We start from the raw sequence: 15,701 nt of genomic DNA on the forward strand, positions 1-15,701 counted from the left end.
AGCCCGTCCGGGCCATTTCCGTTTCAGGCGCTTTGCCGATCTGCCAGCCATGCGGCCACGGCGCTTTCGGGCCATGCCACGGCCTTTCCCGTGATCTTCACAGGGCGGGGAAACTCCCCCCGGCTCATGAGGTCGTAAAGTGTCGAGCGCGCGAGGCCCGTCAGGGCTTCAACGTCGCGGCGGCGATAGTGTTTTTCGATTGTCACGTCCGTTCTCCATGTTGCGTTGCGGCTCAGGAAGGACGGTGCCGGAAAACTCGTTATTTTACAAAAGATTACGGGAGGACATATTTCCGCAAGCCGCTCATAGCTTGGAGCAGATAGGGCATCTCTGGATTACTTTTCTCACACTCGCGCAATAGCTTGCCGATGGATTGCTCTGTTCCGCAACCACCCGCCTGACGAACTCGACAAAGGCCGTTTCGGGCGCGTCTTTCGATCTGGCTTCGGGACTCATTCCGTCTTTGCCGTATAAGGTTCCCGCCGATCCAAGCGACACATTCATGCCGTGGCGATGGAACATTTCGCAGAGAACGCGCGTAAACAGGGTTTCTGGCCGGGCGCGCTCCATCAAATAATCTTCTGGCGCTTCTGTGAACCCGCCGAGAATTTGGCTGGCTTTCTCGGCCACGCTTGCAAACGGCGAATCTGTGCTGTGCAGCACGACGAACCGGGCAATAGTTTGGCTGGGATATGAACCGTTTTTTATCGCTTTCTTCAACGCGCGTTTGATCTCACCTGCGTCAAGCCTTCGGCCATTTTCCGTGACGGCGGGTGCGTCATAGTTTTTCCGATAGGTCCGCAGGTCTGTCATCGCCAACGCGATCGCGTTACGCAGTTTTAGTGCGAACGCTTGCCCAAACCTGCCCTCCCAATACTCCCAGCTTTCCACCGGGCAATCGTAATTGATCCAATCGTCACCGAGTTGCGAAGGAACATCGTGCCTGTTGCTGCCTCGCGTCATCCCCTCACCCCCGCGCCAGCTTGACGATTTCAGCCGATCCGCCTGCGACATGGCCCGCCCAAGCGTCCATCATCTCGCGGCGCTTCTCGAACACGTCCGATCGGGCATAGGCGCGCTCAACTGCATCGCCTGAAAGGTGCGCCAAGGCCGCCTCGGCCACTTCGCGCGGGAAATTGGTGCGTTCCTGCGCCCATGTGCGGAAGGAGGTGCGGAAGCCGTGAACATCGGCCTCAAAGCCCAATTCCTTCACCAGTTTGGAAAGCGTCATGTCGGAAAGCGGGCGGCCCGGTTTGGTGCCGGGAAAGACAAAGCCATCCCTGCCGCCCAGCGCCTCGGCCTCGCGCAGGATCGCCACGGCGCGCGGTGAGAGCGGCACCCGATGCGGGCGCTTCATCTTCATGCGCTGGGCGGAAATCTCCCAGACCTTCGCCTTCAGGTCGATTTCATCCCAGCGCGCTTCCCGCACCTCGCCCGAGCGCGCCGCAGTCAACACCAGAAATTCCAGCGCCAGCTTGGTTGCAAGCCCAGCGCGCGAGGCGGCCACGGCGTCAAGACACTTCGGCACCTCAGCGTATGGCAACGCCTTGCGGTGAATTTGCGACTTGTCCACCTTGGGCAATGCCTTGTCGATATTTTCCGCAGGGTTGTCTTGGCGCCAGCCCTGCGCGATCGCCCATTTCATCACCGAGCCGATGCGCTGGCGCACCCGGCGCGCAGTTTCGGCCTTCTCGGTCCAGATCGGCATCAGGACGCCAAGAACATCCGCCGTGGTCACATCGGCCACCCGCAGCTTGCCCAGCTTCGGGAAGGCGTAGGTTTCCAGCGAAATGATGAAGTCGCGGGCGTGTTTTTCGTTGCGCCATGTCGGCAGGTGCAACTCATGCACCTTGCGCGCGGCTTGCTCGAAACTGAGCACCGCCAAGGCTTCGCGCTTGCTTTGCAGCGGGTCGCCCCCGGCACGGGCTATCTTGCGGTTCTCCAAAGCTGCGGCGCGGGCCTCGGCCAAGGACACCAGCGCGGGAGAGCCCAGCCCCAACTCGCACCGCTTGCCGCGAATGGTGATGCGCTGCACCCAGAACTTCGAGCCGTTCGCATCGACGCGCAGGAACAGCCCGTGGCCGTCAAAATACTTGCCCGGCTGGGCGGCGTTCTTCACCGCCTGCGCGGTCAGGGCCTTTTCGGGTCGGCGGGTTAGATAAGCTGCCATCGGCTTCCCCCAAGCTTTCCCCCTTTAAGTGGGGGAATAGGGCGTATTATGCCGGAACATGCGGGATCGTGAAAGCGAAATTATCCGTTATTTTACAATGACATTGCGGCGCATCGCGGAACCAAGCGGAACCCATTATGGCAGACCTCAGCTCCACCAAGCCGTAAAATTTCCTGAAAATTGAAGCAATATCAGCGGGTTACGGGAAATGTCCCAGGCCCCTCCGACCAAGTTCCGACCAATCATTCCGACCAAGTTTTGAGGCCCGACCGACTCAGGCCCAAGCCGCCCGATTTTGGCGAAAAAATCTGAGGCGACACCTCGACCGAAATGCTCAGGCGAGCAGCCCCACATCGACCGACGCGGTTTCGAGCACGGTCGTATACCCTGAGATCGTGAACCGCGCTTGCACTCCTTCGGCCGCTGCAAGCCCTTTGTAATGCGGGGAAAGCCGCGTCACCCGGGGGGCGCGATAAAGCTGGGCATAGGCCATCATCTGATAAACATCGGCCTGCGACACGCCCTGTTTCGGGTCGTCGATCCGCGCCGCGATGCGCTTCCACTTCGTGTCGATCACCTGCACCACCTGGCCCGCGCGCCGGATCAGAATGTCGGGTCTGGTGCGAAAGAGCCCCCGCCCCGCGTCCTCAAGGCAATAAAGACCACCGCCCTGCAGGGCCACCTGATGGCCGCTGCCCTGCACAGCCCGACGGATCAGCCGCCCGATACACTGTTCAAACAGCGCATCCATCTCGAACAGAAGCGCCGTGCCCTCGTCCTCGGCCCGATTGCTCGCCCCGCGAGGCTTCACCTTAAAGATCGATCGTCCCGTGCCACCGTCCCGCACCGGAAAATACATCTCTCCCTCTGCGTCGTAAAACACAAGGCGGCGGGTGTCGGTCAACCCGGTCACACAAACTCCTCCACAGCAGAAAGCCCCCGCGCCGAACACATCGGTCTGGTGACGAGAGAATGGGTGCGACTGCCGAGAAAACGCATAGGTGCTCCAAAGGTCTGGTGATGGCCCCCCAAGGGAATCCCCTCGACAGATCGCAGGATCATTCCTAACGTCGAGGGGTGTCAATTGCTGTCGGGGAGCGAATGTCCTTTTCCAAAGCCAAGACTTGATCCGGCTGGCGCAGATGGCGGCGGCGCGGCGTTCGGGCGTCAACCTTGATGAAATCGTTGCGAAATTTTCTATCTCCCACCGCACGGCACAGCGGATGACAAAGGCGCTCGAGACGACCTTCGCCAATGTCGCCGCCGAGGACGGTGCGGATCACAAGCGGCGCTGGCGGATCGAGCCCGGCGCGCTCGACCGACCGCAGCTGCCCCCCCGAGACCGCGATCGAGGCCTCGAGATCGCGGGGCGCGAGGCCGGTGCCGAGGGGCAGCTGCGTCACGCCCGGGCGCTCGCGGGGCTGCGCGAGGGCCTTCTGGCGCGGCTGAGCAATCGCGATGCCGCCCGCGCCGAAGCCGATGCCGATGCCGAGGCGGTGCTGCAGGCGCTGGCCACGGTAACCCGGCCGGGGCCGCGGGTCAGCTTGGCGCCCAAAATCCTTGACGCGGTGACCGAGGCGCTGCGTGGCCCCTTCCAGCTCAGGGTACGCTACAAATCCGAAGATGCGCCCGAACGAGTGCTGGAACCTTATGGGGTGCTGCTTGGCCATCGCACCTATCTCGTGGCCCGCGATACGGCGAAAGGCGATCTGATCCGCAGCTTCCGGCTCGATCAGATCCTTTCCGCCGAGGCGCTCGACGAAAGTTTCGCGATGGACACGGCGTTCTCGATGCAACGCTTCGCAGCGCAATCCTTCGGCGTCTGGCAGGACCCGGCGCAATTCGGCCCGGTGGTCTGACGCTTTGCCCCCCGCGCCGCCGAGCGCGCGGCGGGGTTTCGGTTCCACCCCTCGCAGCGGCTGGAATGGCAGGACGACAGCAGTCTGCTCGTGCGCTTCGAGGCGGCGGGCGGACTGGAGATGGCCTGGCACCTCTACCAATGGGGCGATGCGGTCGAGGTGCTGGAACCCGAAGGCCTGCATGCGATGGTCGAAGGCCACAGGCGCGATGATTTCAGCTCTATGCCCTGAGGCGGGGTGAAACGGCGGTTAACCGTCGCAATACCCTGCACTGGAACAGCGACGAAAAAATCCGTTCTGAAACAGGATGACACACGGGCGTCCGGGCAATCGCGGGTGGGGACTGGCCACGTCGTCGACGGGATCGAGGGCACCAGAAACTTCGCATCGAAGGAAGTTCGGAATATGTGGATTTCGGATCGACAGCTGACGACAGGACGAAAATCCTGCTTAATATGGGGGTCACCGTTAACAACCCGAGGTGACCCTGGATACTCACGAAAACTCTGTTGCGCAATTCGGCTGATGATCGAGGCTCCCCTATCCACGGACAGACTTATCCCACGACCTCAGTGACAGGCGTGCTGAGCGCGGTGTAGCCATTCAGGATGGCTATGCGGATCTGGAATTCAGCGACCTGACGGTCGAAGTCCCGCGCCATGAGGCGCTGCCCCAGCAATTTCACACAGTGCATCTTCGTTTCGACGCGGCTTCGGCGGTGATAACCGCTCCAGTTTCGCCTGAGCACCCGACCGAGATACTTCTACGCCCGCAAAACTCCGTTTCGTGCGACCGCTCCGAGGGTGTTCGGCTTCCACGGTTTTGCGTTCTTGCGGGGTCGGATGACGGCGGCGGCGCCTCGATCCGCAATGGCATCATGGCACTTACGCGTGTCATAGGCGCCGTATGCGGTGACGCTACCGATCTCCTGTTCGGGTGGGATCTGATCGAGCAATTCCGGCAGCATGGGCGCGTTGCCGATGCCACGGCTGGTGAACGCAACGGCTCGGATCTCCAACGTTTGCGCGCCGATCCCGAGGTGGATCTTGCGCCAGACCCGCCGTTTGGAACCGCCATGCTCGCGCGCATTCCACTCACCTTCCCCCTCGACCTTGATGCCCTTCGCCATGGGACTCGGACCAGTGGCGGCGCCATGGCTCAGTGTCGATCAGCAGGTGCAAAGGCTCCTTTGAGCCGCGATACGGGATGTTCACGGCCAGGGTCTTCTGGCGGCGGGACAGCGTGCTGAAGTCGGGCACAGACCAGTCAAAGCCAATCAGCTTCAACAGGCTCTCGACAAACCCGGTCGTCAGCCGAAGCGCCATACCGAACAAGACCTTCATTGAAAGGCACGTCTGGATTTCAGCATCATGGTCGGTTTGACTGCAGGTTTGCTGGCGGCCACAATAGCCTGTCGGCACGGCATCGCAGGTCAAGCCAGATCGTCAGCGAGTCCCGGCGCTTGAGCGCTTCATTCTGGGCCGGCCAGTTCTTGGCCTTGTAGGTCGGGGGTGTGGGTATGCTCATGACGTCCAGCTACCATACCGGTTTCACGAGATGAATCCCTGCAGGGATTTGCGCAATAGAGCCCGACGCCTCTCCGGTTCATCCCCGCGTTGGCGGGGAACAGGGCTGACGGATCGTGCAACCGGTTGCAGGTACCGGTTCATCCCCGCGTGGGCGGGGAACAGGGCGCACCCTCTCCGCCCTCGCGGAACTGTCCTGGTTCATCCCCGCGTGGGCGGGGAACAGCGTGGTCGATCAAGGACAAGGCGCAGGTCAAGCGGTTCATCCCCGCGTGGGCGGGGAACAGTTCGCCATGTTGGCGATCACCCACCCATCCGCCGGTTCATCCCCGCGTGGGCGGGGAACAGCAATTTTCGTCCCAGCCGTGGCATCCGGGTCGCGGTTCATCCCCGCGTGGGCGGGGAACAGGCGCAGCGAGACGTGATCTTTCGCCCGTGGCGCGGTTCATCCCCGCGTGGGCGGGGAACAGGTCTCGATCGGGTTTGACGACAGCACCGGCAGCGGTTCATCCCCGCGTGGGCGGGGAACAGTCGCTCACATCGAGCCGCATCTTTGCGGTCAGTGGTTCATCCCCGCGTGGGCGGGGAACAGAACATGCGCTGCCCAACGGTAATAGCTGCGGCCGGTTCATCCCCGCGTGGGCGGGGAACAGCGCCGACGCCGCGGGTTTTTCGATAAAGGCGGCGGTTCATCCCCGCGTGGGCGGGGAACAGGAGACCCCATGGTTCCCCACCTTGGAGGAGTGCGGTTCATCCCCGCGTGGGCGGGGAACAGTATCGGCCAAGGTCTGACCTTGCCGATAAAGTCGGTTCATCCCCGCGTGGGCGGGGAACAGTGCCATCGAAGCACGTGCGGGGCGGGCTGGCGCGGTTCATCCCCGCGTGGGCGGGGAACAGCCCCGCACCGATGAGGATTACGACGCGGCGATCGGTTCATCCCCGCGTGGGCGGGGAACAGAGCCTCTTCGCACCAAGCGCGATGGAACCCCTCGGTTCATCCCCGCGTGGGCGGGGAACAGCCCGACCACACCCACGATCACCGCCCACCATTCGGTTCATCCCCGCGTGGGCGGGGAACAGCGTCCACCTGGGCATGGTCTGCCAATCAGGCGCGGTTCATCCCCGCGTGGGCGGGGAACAGACGGTCCGAAGCCTTCACGGCGCTGACACGGGCGGTTCATCCCCGCGTGGGCGGGGAACAGTACCTCGTGATGGGCGAGCGGCAGCAGGAGATCGGTTCATCCCCGCGTGGGCGGGGAACAGGACGACGCGAACGGGATTTCCGTTTCAATCTGCGGTTCATCCCCGCGTGGGCGGGGAACAGTTGATTAGCGGAAGCATGATCATAGCGCGTTCCGGTTCATCCCCGCGTGGGCGGGGAACAGACTTCCTGCAGACCATTGATCTACCGAGATTTTCACAATGTCAAAGAGCGCACCGAGTTCCAACGCGATTTTCGTTCTGGCCCGGCCTCACCTGTCCGGCCTGAAACTCACCAGCTTCAGCCCGTCGAAATCCACCGGCATCCGGCGGTTCTTTCCCGCAGTGCGGAAGTCGTAGCCCTGATCGGTGGGTGCCTTCCAGACCATCACTGCATCGCCCGTCTCAAGCCCCGCCAGAACCTGATCCCAGATCATTTCCCGGGTTTTCGCCGAATAATCGCCCACATAAACGCCCGCCCGCACCTCGACGAGCCAGGCGGCCAGCCGCCCGCGCAATCGGGGCGGCGCGTTCGAGATCACGACCACCATCATCCGCGATGCCCCGCATCGCCCGACTGCCCCTCTTCGAAGGCCACCGGCATCGCCTCGGGCGGCGGGTCCGGGCGGGGCAAGTCACCCGCGCTCAGCACCTCTTCGATGGCGGGGATGATTCGGCCCAGAAGTCCGGTGCGGCGGAAGGCATCGCGGCAGGCCAGCCGCACAGCGCGGTCGGGCGACATCTCCAGCTTGCCCTTGGCGGCCTGTCCCGCGATGCGAAAGGCCTCGGGCACCACAGTCTCCAGTTTGAACAGATCCGCGATGTCATAAACGAAGGACAGCGGCTTGCCCGAATGCAGAAAGCCGATGGCAGGGGCATAGCCTGCGGCCAGAACCGCCGCCTCGGAAAGCCCGTGCAGGCAGGCGGTGGCGGCGGAAAGACAGCGGTTCGGGATGTCCCCCGCCGCCCAATCGGCCGGGTCGTAGTTGCGCCGTTTCCAGTCGACGCCATGCTGGCGCGCCAACATCGCATAGGTTTCGCGCACCCGAACCCCCTCGATCCCGCGCAACTGGTCTATGGAGCGGCGCGAGGGCGGCTCCTCGGCAAAGCGCATCGCAAACATCTTGCGCACGACGCGCAGCCGCGCCGCATCGTCGAGTGCGATCCGCGCCTGCCAGAGCAGCCGATCCGCCCGCGCCCCGCCCGGCTGGCCCGCCGAGTAAAGCCGCACGTCGCCCTCGCCCACCCAGGTGATCAGCGTGCCGACCCGGGCGGCCAGGGCGACGGCGGCATGGCTGATCCGCGCGCCGGGTTCGAGCATGATGCCGGCAAGACCGCCGACCGGGATCTGGGTGCGGGTGCCATCGGCATTCACCGCGACAAAGGCGCCATCAAGCACATCGAGTTTCGCGTGTTCGACGAACACCAGCGAGGCGCGGTCCTTGAGCGGGATCGGTTTGGGCGGCGCCAGACCGGGCAGAGCGGAATGGGGCAAAGCAGAATGGGGAGGGTCAGAGCCGGGCGGGGCCGCGTCGGGCGGGGCGGGACCGCCCGGCCCTTTTTCGCCTTCCCCGCTCACGTCGCCCGCCGGATCAGCATCAGCCCGCAGCCGAAGGCCTTGGCGCGCCCGAACCCTTGCCCAAGCTGAGCGACAAAGGCCGCGGGGTCGGTCACTTCGATCTGGCCGGTCAGATCGAGGATACCGAATTGCTTCTGGCCCCTGCGCGGGCCGCGATGGCCCGGCAGCACCTCGACCGAATAGTCCTCGATCTGCGCGCGGATCAGCCGGAACCCGGCCTTTTCCCCTTGCCGCGCGAGCCACGCCGCCCCCTCGGTCTGCGCAAGGGCTACGCGTTCCCCGGCGCGGGCCGCCGTGGGCACCGACCGCAGCGCGTCCATCACCACATCGACCCGCGCACCGCCGCGCTTCATCCGCGTGGCATTAGCGCGCAAGGACAGATCGAGCCGGTCGCCGGGGTTCAAATCGGGAGCGAAGTCCTTGACCCGATGCGGCGCGAAGAGGTCGGTCTGCGCCGGCGGGCGGGCCGAGAGGGTCAGAAACTGCCCCTCGGCTTCCTCGCGCCACAGAAAATCGCGGCGCCGGTCATGGCCGTCGGAAAAGATCGACCAGAGCAGATTATGCGCGGCCGAGCGGCGATGCCCCGCGCCCGAGGGCAGCAAAAGCGGCGCAAGCGCCTGCGCGGCGGGGCTGCGCGCGAGGCGGATCTGGCTCAGATAGAGGCTCATGACGTGGCCTCCAGCGCGATCTCGACCGGCTGGCGGGCGAATGTGCGGGGGGCGAAGTGCCACAGGCCGCGGTCGATGGCGCGGTCGTGGACCTGCTCGCCCACCTCGGCATCGACGATCAGCATGCGGGCCAGCGGAGCGCCGCCACGGCACAGCCAGGGCGGCGGGGTGAGATGGGCCAGGGCCTCGGCGGGGGTTTCGGCCTGCACGATCTTTGCGCCGGGGGGCGCCGAAAGGGGGCAGGATTTGCGGCCCAGATAAAGCGTGAAATGCGGGCGGGTCAGTGCCGCTTGCAGGGTCTCGAGCCCCGCGCCCTGCACCGCCACGCCGTAAAACACCCCCGCGCGGTAGTCGCGCAGGGTGATCGTGGTGTTGGTGCGCCCCTTCGCGTCGCGCAGCGCCTCGGGGCGGGAATTGGGGCGTTTGGCGGCCGCCGAGGGCACCGTTTCGATGGTGTGATAATCGCGCAGCGGCACCCCGGCCTCGAAGATCGCCACCGAGATCGACAAGGCGTCGAGAGCGGAGAAATCGCCCTCGCGCCGGATCCCCAAAGCCGCACCCAGAAGCCCGAGGATGGCCGAGCGGGCGGGCCAGATCAGCGAGCCGCGCCGCTCGTGCCCCGCCAGCTCCCCCATTGCGGCAAGGCTCGCCGAAAGCCCAAAAATGAGAACGGGTTGCATCACGCGCCCCGCAGCGCATCAGCGACGAAGCGGGTGATCTCGCCCAGCGTGCCCTCGCCCGACAGCGTATCGAGGCTGCGGAAGTCCTCGGGCTGGCCGTCGAAATAGCAGGCGTCGATGTTCGCAGCCGTGCTTTCCAGCGCCTTCACCGAGGCCGATTGCAGGTCGTTCGCGCCAAGCTCCTTCAGCTTGCGATCGACCGGGGTGAAGAAGGCCCCCGACAGATCGCGGGGCGCGCGCGACCCGCGTTCGGCACGGATATGGAACGCCATCGGGTGATGGGCGAAGCTGTTTTGCTTGCCGCGCGGCGTCGCCTGCGCCAGCGCCCGCGTCAGCGCCTCGGCCCCCTTCACCGCCAGATCGCGGTCGCCCGCAAGGTTTTCGATCAGCAGATCGCAATTGATGCAGACATAAAGGTAATAGATGCCCGATCCGAAGGCGGTCTCGCCCAGATGCCCGGCGCCGGTATCCTCGGCCTTGTTCAGATCATCGACCGCCGAATACCAGTCTTCCTCGGCATGGGCGGCGTGGGTGGTGATCGCATGGCCCACCTGCACCGCCGCATCGCGGTTGAAATCCGGATCATCGGCCAGCATCCGCCCGAACATGGCGATGTCGATGGCGCCATCGGCGCGGCGCAGCACCTCTTTCTTCAGATCCTTCTCGGCGGGCAGCGCCTCGCCCGCCACGATCTTTTCGGCCAGTTCCTCGGCCAGTTTGCGTTCGACGGGCGAAATGAAGGCCAAGGTGGTGCCCTTGGTTTCCTCCGTGCCGTCTTTCTTTTTGGTTTTTTCCAGCTTGCCAAAGATCGCCGCCACCTTGTCGGCGGCCTCCTGCGCGGCCTTGTCGGAGGCTCCCTTGCCGGTCAGATAGGTGAACAGTTCGCCGTGCAGAAGCTTGGTGCGCTCGCCCATGTGCCCCTTGAGATCAAGCGCAAAGAAGCTGCTTTCGCGCAGCGCGCGCTTGAGCGATTGCGACGAAAGCCGCAACCGGGGCACACCGCCCACCATCGCCTGTTTCGGGCGGCCCTGATCGTCGCGGTTCGGGTTCGAGGGGCCGTAGCTGGTCAGCAGGTGAAATTGCACGAAGGTGGTCATCGGGTTTGCTCCTCAAGGTCTTTGGCCGGCGCCTCGGCGCCGAAATAATCGAAACACCAGCGCGGCCGGGCGGCCTCCCAGTGCAGCAGGTCAGCGGCAAGCGCGGCGACGTTGCATTTGCGGTCGGCCATCGCAATCGCGCGGCGCAGAAGGTCGGTCAGCTCGTCGCCTTCGGCGCGGATCAGGCGCTGAAACCGAAGCTGCGACAGAACGGGTTCGGCCCCGCCCAGGCGCCGCGCCAACCGCGCGCCGGTGTGCTCGCGCAGCTCGGCCAGAAGCACGGCCAGTTGCACGAGGCGATCGGCCTGCGCCGGGCCAAGGTTCAGCGCCCGCGCCAGATCCTGCACCGCCGGTTCGCAGAGCACGGCAAGCGGCGCGGCCCGGCGTAACCGGGCCGAGAGCGCCTTGGCGGCGGGCATGTCGCGCGGGCCGATATGCGTGCTCCACCAGCCCAGCGCCACCGCGCCCGGCCCTTTGGGATCCTCACTCATGCTGCTTTCCCTTTCTTTCTCTCGGGCGGGGGCAGGGTCAACGCCTCGAAGATCTCCCTGCCCTGCTTGCCGTAACCGGCAAAGGCGAGGCCAAGAAACTTCCAGGCGTCGAACACGCGCTGCATCTGATCAGTCTCGCGGGTTTCGATGCCGTCGAAGGCGAGCTTCTCGAACTGCCCCATCGCCTGACGCCGCAGGTCGGAGAGCCAGTCCGCCGCCGGATCGCCGCCCGCCCGGATCGTATCGAGATGCGCCAGAAACCGGGCCTCGGTCTCGGCAAAGAAGGTCTCGCGTTCCGCCTCGCGCGCCTCGCCGCCCGCAAGCACGGGTTCAAGCGCACCGCGCAGAGCCAACGCCGCCGCCTCGGCCGCCGCGATCAGCCCGGCAAGGCAGGCCCAGCCGTCGTCGGCAAGATCCAGCACCGGCTGCACCGACAGGGTGAAATCGCGCGGTTTCATGTTGTCCATCGCCCAACCGGCGACGATCACCGACCCGCCGCCCTGCCGCCCGTTCCAGTCGCGCAAGCAAAGCGCCAGCTCGGAAAGCTCGTCCTTGCTCTGCTCGGCAATGATCCCAAGCCAGTTGCGATAGCCGAACCGCCCGGCGCGGGGGTGTTTGGGCAGCCATTCCGTGCCCGGTTTCATGCGGTAATAGGGGCTGAGCGGATGTTTCCAGAGCGCGTAATTGGTGCCATAGGGCCGCTGGATCACCCCCGTGACGCGCCCTCCCTCGGCCACCAGCCGCAGCCGGCGGGGCTGGCCAAAGAACGCCTCTGGGGCGAACGGCGCGCCCTCGGGCGGCAGGGTCTGCTGGCCGGTATCGGAAACGCGCGTGGGGCGCATCCACGGCAGATCCTCGGCCCGGCCGGGCTGACCGCAGGGCACATTGGCCCAGATCAGATCCCACAGGCTGCCCTGCCTCTCGTACGGATCGACCAGCGTCACCAAGGGCCCGCCGCCGCGCATCGAGGTGCGGTTGCCCGCGCCCCCCGAGGGCGCAAAGGCCTGAAAAGTATAAAGCGCCATAGCCGCTTCGGGCAGATCGAGCGCCGGGTAGCGACCCCGATGCACGATCACATCTGCATTGTTACGCGCGGTATTCGCCCCGGCGCTGTCGATGAAGAGCATGTCGGGGGGGCTATCCTCGCCCTTGATCGGCTCGAAATCCTGCAAGAACCTCGGGCCATCCCCAAGCAGGTTGAACGCGGGGGCAAAGGCGGCCAGGCTTTCGCGCAGACGCGCCGAATCGGCGGCCCTGCGGCGTTTCCAGTCGGCCCTGTCGGCGGGCGGATCGGCCAGATAAACCAGCCCGATCAGCAGCTCGAGGCAGGCAATGTCGAAATCGGGGCGGTGCCAGTCGGGCGCCACAATCTCCGGTTCCGCCATCTGCCAGGGCGCGATGGTGCGGCGCGCCCCATCCCGACACCGCACCGCAATCCATGGGTCTGCAATCAAATTGAGCGTCATCAACACCTCCGCTCAGAACCAATGCAGGCAGTAAATCCCCCGCATCGACACCCGTAAAGAGGGTTAATTTCATCGGATGTCAGGAAGTGACGCCCTCGAAGACAAGCCCGCACTCGCGGTCGTAACGCAAGCCCTTACAGATCGTGCCGTCGTCAGCCACCGGGCAGAGCCGGACCTCGGCGCGTCTCCAGTCGGGCCAGTCGCGGGTGGCGGCGACGATCTGCGGGGTGGTCTGATCGGGCAAGGGCAGCGCGTCGAGCCGCGCCGCGCGGGCCGAGACCTCGGAGAGCGCCCAGGCCTCGGCAGGCGAGAGATCGGCGCCCTCGGCCCAGGGCGCAAGGCCCGAAGCGGTGTGCCGCGCCAGAACCAGCGTGCGGGTGGGACCGCCCAGCCGCGTCGGATAACTTGTATCGGGGGAGGCCCCGCCGCCGTCACGATAGCCGCGCGACAGATCGACAAGGTTGTGAACCGCCTGCGTTCGGGCGGCGGCTGCCTTGCCCAGAGCCTCGGTTTCGGCGCGGGTCAGGGCCTCGGGCACCGGTTCGGCCGCCTCGCCATGCACCGCCTCGATCAGGGCGCGCAGGCCCTGCGGAGCCTCGATCCGGCCCGCGGCAGAGAGCACCCTCGCCGTGCGCCAGACATCGGCCAGATCATAGACAAAAGCCCCGCGCCCGAGCGTGCCCCGCAGCCAGCGGTCATCGGCGACGACGGCGGGATCGGGGGAGAGCACATGAAGCACGGGCGCGGCAACCGGGCGGGCGGCGGCAGGACGTTCCTCCATGTGCCGCCAAAGCCTGCCTGCGCGCTGGATCAGCGCGGCGATGGGGGCGAGGTCCGAGATCATCACGTCGAAATCGAGATCGAGCGAGGATTCCAGCACCTGCGTGCCCACCAGCACGAAGCCCGCCCGCCCCTGCCCGGTCTTGCCGACCGTGGCCAACACCTCGGCCTCGATCCGCTTGCGGTCGCACAGCGCAAAACGGGCGTGCAGAAGCCTTGCGGGGATGCCCCGCGCCAAAAGCGCCTCGCGCGCCGCAATCGCCTCATCGACCGAGTTGCGCACGAAGACGCAGGCCGCGCCCTGCCCCGCCGCCGTCACCAGATGATCGACCGCCGCCGCGACCGTCTCGATCCGGGCAACCGTGACCGGCCCCTTGACCGGGCGCGGATCGGCGGCAAAGTCGCTGACCGCCGGGCCGCCCGCCACCGTCAGCGCCGGATAGGCGGGGCTGACGCCCTTCCCGCCGTAAGTCGCGAGCAGCTTTTCGCGCAGCGCCAGTGGCAAGGTTGCGGTGAGCACGATCGCCGAGCCCCCCGCCGCGCGGTGCATCTGCAACAGCCGTTCGAGTTCCTTGGCAATGTAGGCCTCGCCCATCTCATGGACCTCGTCGACGATCAGGATCTTCGACGAAAGGCCGAAGTGGCGCAGGGTTTGATGCTTGACCGGCAGCACTGCCATCAGCGCCTGATCAATGGTGCCCACCCCCACATCGGCCAAGAGCGCGCGGCGGCGGCTTTCGGCCAACCAGTCTGTGCAGGAGGGATCGTCCTCGCCCCGCGCGTCCCCCGAAACCAGATCGCGGAAATCGGCCGAGAGCCCTGCCCGCCCATGCGCCAGGGTCAACGTCGGCGCGGCAAAGATCCGACCTACAATCTGTGCGGAACGGCGAAACATCGCATCCGCCGTCGCCATTGTCGGCAGGGCGAAGTAAAGCCCCCGCCCCTTGCCCGCCAACGCCATCCGATGCGCCAGGATCAGTGCGGCCTCGGTCTTGCCTGCGCCGGTTTCATCCTCGATCACCGCCAGCATCGGGCCGTCTGGCAAGGGCAGCGCGGTGCAGGCCGCCTGCATCGGGCGTAGCGCAAAATCGAAAAGCGGGCCGGGTTGCGCCACGGTGCCGCCAAGCCCCGCTTCGGCCACCGCGACCGTCGAAACCTGCCGGGCCTGCGCCAGATAGTCGAAGAGCGGCAGGTCCGGGGTCTGCGCCGTGAACCAGCGCGTGTTCGAGCCGACCCAGTCGGCGCAGGCACAAAGCCCGGGCAACCACCATGAAAGCCGGGTGGCATCGACCAGATCAAGCACATCAAGCGAAGCCCCGGGCCAGAGGTCGCAAAAGGCCTCGATCACCTCGGCGGCAGGGGCCGCGCCAGAGCCGACACGGTGCATCGCGAGACCAAATTCCCGCACCCTTGCGGGCTTGGGCAGCGCACCGATGGCCAGATCGGGCGGCCTTCCGTGATGCCCCGCCACGGCGGCATAAAGCTGCCAGCGCAGATCGGGGTCGCCGCCCAGTCGCTCGGCGAGATGCGCGTCGTTTTGGTGCAGCAACACCTCGGTCAATTCCCAATGCCGCGGGCCCTGCGCAGGCGCGCCCGCAAGCATCGCCCGAAAGCTGTCGCTGATCTTGCCCAGATCATGCAGCGCCACCAGCAGCACCAGCGCCGCCCTCAGCGGCGGGACCAGGGCGAAAGGCTCGATCAAATGCTCGGCCACGGCCGCCACATCCAACATGTGATAGACGGCAGGATGGGCGGGCAACTCATCGCCCACAGGGCTTTTGCCGGGCCAGTCCCAAAAGCTCATCAGAAAACTCCACAGGTTTAAAAACAGGCCATCCCGGATCTGACGCGCCCGAGGCTACACCGCGTCGTCTTCCTGCGCCAACAGACCTCGCAGAAACGCCCCCCCTTGCGTCGAAAAATGTCGCGGGGGCGTAGACAATCAACCTGAGCGTGATCGGTCCCTGCTCGCTGGATCTGCTCAGACTGGAGGCTTTTGGTTTAGAGAAAATCCTGACGCAGTTCCTCCGAAGCGGCAGGTCATTAGGCTCCAGACCCATTGATTTCAGGCTTCTGGCGTGTTTCAGGCCCCGCAAGGAGACCTGATCTATGAGCAATCTTTACTGGCTGACCGAGGCGCAGATGGAGCGTCTGAAACCGTTCTTTCCGAAGAGCCATGGCAAGC

General features: G+C 65.4%; 14 protein-coding genes, 1 pseudogene and 1 CRISPR repeat array. Of the genes and pseudogenes, 2 read left to right on the forward strand and 13 right to left on the reverse strand.

Annotated features, from left to right (window positions below):
* Positions 1-23: 23 nt before the first annotated feature.
* The 4 genes from CRO22_RS12240 to CRO22_RS12255 all read right to left on the reverse strand — a co-directional run bounded on the left by CRO22_RS12240 (position 24) and on the right by CRO22_RS12255 (position 3,083).
* Entirely contained in the window at positions 24-206 is a 183-nt protein-coding gene (locus CRO22_RS12240; RefSeq protein WP_245860967.1) for a helix-turn-helix transcriptional regulator, read from the reverse strand.
* A 97-nt stretch (positions 207-303) separates the two neighbouring features.
* Positions 304-963 carry a hypothetical protein gene (locus CRO22_RS12245; protein ID WP_097070438.1) on the reverse strand — a complete coding sequence of 220 codons (660 nt, stop codon included), beginning with the start codon at positions 961-963 and terminating at the stop codon, positions 304-306.
* Positions 964-967: 4 nt separating this feature from the next.
* Entirely contained in the window at positions 968-2,170 is a 1,203-nt protein-coding gene (locus CRO22_RS12250; RefSeq protein ID WP_097070439.1) for a tyrosine-type recombinase/integrase, read from the reverse strand.
* Positions 2,171-2,504: 334 nt separating this feature from the next.
* Complete coding sequence (locus tag CRO22_RS12255) at positions 2,505-3,083, reverse strand: 5-methylcytosine restriction system specificity protein McrC (RefSeq protein ID WP_097070440.1); 579 nt, start codon at positions 3,081-3,083, stop codon at positions 2,505-2,507.
* A gap of 211 nt (positions 3,084-3,294) precedes the next feature.
* Here CRO22_RS12255 and CRO22_RS12260 point away from each other — a divergent pair, with 211 nt between their 5' ends.
* Positions 3,295-4,029: a helix-turn-helix transcriptional regulator gene (locus tag CRO22_RS12260; RefSeq protein ID WP_449314196.1), complete on the forward strand. Its 735-nt coding sequence runs from the start codon at positions 3,295-3,297 to the stop codon at positions 4,027-4,029.
* A gap of 60 nt (positions 4,030-4,089) precedes the next feature.
* A complete protein-coding gene (locus CRO22_RS19490; RefSeq protein WP_449314197.1) occupies positions 4,090-4,260 on the forward strand; it encodes a hypothetical protein in 171 nt (56 codons plus the stop codon).
* Positions 4,261-4,585: 325 nt separating this feature from the next.
* On the opposite strand, the pseudogene CRO22_RS12265 reads toward CRO22_RS19490, so the two are convergent.
* From CRO22_RS12265 to CRO22_RS12305, 9 genes and pseudogenes are all read right to left on the reverse strand, one after another.
* Positions 4,586-5,556, reverse strand: a pseudogene (locus CRO22_RS12265) (IS5 family transposase).
* Positions 5,557-5,630: 74 nt separating this feature from the next.
* A CRISPR array of direct repeats spans positions 5,631-6,940; the repeat unit is 29 nt; unit sequence CGGTTCATCCCCGCGTGGGCGGGGAACAG.
* A gap of 87 nt (positions 6,941-7,027) precedes the next feature.
* Positions 7,028-7,309 carry a type I-E CRISPR-associated endoribonuclease Cas2e gene (gene cas2e / locus CRO22_RS12270; RefSeq protein WP_097070441.1) on the reverse strand — a complete coding sequence of 94 codons (282 nt, stop codon included), beginning with the start codon at positions 7,307-7,309 and terminating at the stop codon, positions 7,028-7,030.
* Positions 7,306-8,334: a type I-E CRISPR-associated endonuclease Cas1e gene (cas1e, locus tag CRO22_RS12275; protein WP_245860968.1), complete on the reverse strand. Its 1,029-nt coding sequence runs from the start codon at positions 8,332-8,334 to the stop codon at positions 7,306-7,308. The genes cas2e and cas1e overlap by 4 nt, the downstream gene beginning before the upstream one ends.
* Positions 8,331-9,002, reverse strand: a complete 672-nt coding sequence (gene cas6e, locus CRO22_RS12280) for a type I-E CRISPR-associated protein Cas6/Cse3/CasE (protein ID WP_097070442.1) — start codon at positions 9,000-9,002, stop codon at positions 8,331-8,333. The genes cas1e and cas6e overlap by 4 nt, the downstream gene beginning before the upstream one ends.
* Positions 8,999-9,682 carry a type I-E CRISPR-associated protein Cas5/CasD gene (gene cas5e, locus CRO22_RS12285; protein WP_097070443.1) on the reverse strand — a complete coding sequence of 228 codons (684 nt, stop codon included), beginning with the start codon at positions 9,680-9,682 and terminating at the stop codon, positions 8,999-9,001. The genes cas6e and cas5e overlap by 4 nt, the downstream gene beginning before the upstream one ends.
* Positions 9,682-10,779 carry a type I-E CRISPR-associated protein Cas7/Cse4/CasC gene (cas7e, locus tag CRO22_RS12290; protein WP_097070444.1) on the reverse strand — a complete coding sequence of 366 codons (1,098 nt, stop codon included), beginning with the start codon at positions 10,777-10,779 and terminating at the stop codon, positions 9,682-9,684. The genes cas5e and cas7e overlap by 1 nt, the downstream gene beginning before the upstream one ends.
* Complete coding sequence (gene casB / locus CRO22_RS12295) at positions 10,776-11,270, reverse strand: type I-E CRISPR-associated protein Cse2/CasB (protein ID WP_097070445.1); 495 nt, start codon at positions 11,268-11,270, stop codon at positions 10,776-10,778. Before casB ends, cas7e begins: the two co-directional genes overlap by 4 nt.
* Positions 11,267-12,736, reverse strand: coding sequence for a type I-E CRISPR-associated protein Cse1/CasA (gene casA, locus CRO22_RS12300; RefSeq protein ID WP_097070446.1), 1,470 nt, complete (start codon positions 12,734-12,736; stop codon positions 11,267-11,269). The genes casB and casA overlap by 4 nt, the downstream gene beginning before the upstream one ends.
* A 79-nt stretch (positions 12,737-12,815) precedes the next feature.
* Positions 12,816-15,320 carry a CRISPR-associated helicase/endonuclease Cas3 gene (locus tag CRO22_RS12305; RefSeq protein WP_097070447.1) on the reverse strand — a complete coding sequence of 835 codons (2,505 nt, stop codon included), beginning with the start codon at positions 15,318-15,320 and terminating at the stop codon, positions 12,816-12,818.
* Positions 15,321-15,701 lie beyond the last annotated feature (381 nt).

The sequence above is a fragment of the Rhodobacter maris genome (genome assembly GCF_900217815.1).
GTDB lineage: Bacteria > Pseudomonadota > Alphaproteobacteria > Rhodobacterales > Rhodobacteraceae > Rhodobacter > Rhodobacter maris.

Coding starts and splice junctions, on each gene's coding strand:
- CRO22_RS12245 (WP_097070438.1), bottom strand. CDS start 963: ATGACGCGAGGCAGCAACAGGCACGATGTTCCTTCGCAACTCGGTGAC.
- CRO22_RS12250 (WP_097070439.1), bottom strand. CDS start 2,170: ATGGCAGCTTATCTAACCCGCCGACCCGAAAAGGCCCTGACCGCGCAG.
- cas2e (WP_097070441.1), bottom strand. CDS start 7,309: ATGATGGTGGTCGTGATCTCGAACGCGCCGCCCCGATTGCGCGGGCGG.
- cas6e (WP_097070442.1), bottom strand. CDS start 9,002: ATGAGCCTCTATCTGAGCCAGATCCGCCTCGCGCGCAGCCCCGCCGCG.
- cas5e (WP_097070443.1), bottom strand. CDS start 9,682: ATGCAACCCGTTCTCATTTTTGGGCTTTCGGCGAGCCTTGCCGCAATG.
- cas7e (WP_097070444.1), bottom strand. CDS start 10,779: ATGACCACCTTCGTGCAATTTCACCTGCTGACCAGCTACGGCCCCTCG.
- casB (WP_097070445.1), bottom strand. CDS start 11,270: ATGAGTGAGGATCCCAAAGGGCCGGGCGCGGTGGCGCTGGGCTGGTGG.
- casA (WP_097070446.1), bottom strand. CDS start 12,736: ATGACGCTCAATTTGATTGCAGACCCATGGATTGCGGTGCGGTGTCGG.
- CRO22_RS12305 (WP_097070447.1), bottom strand. CDS start 15,320: ATGAGCTTTTGGGACTGGCCCGGCAAAAGCCCTGTGGGCGATGAGTTG.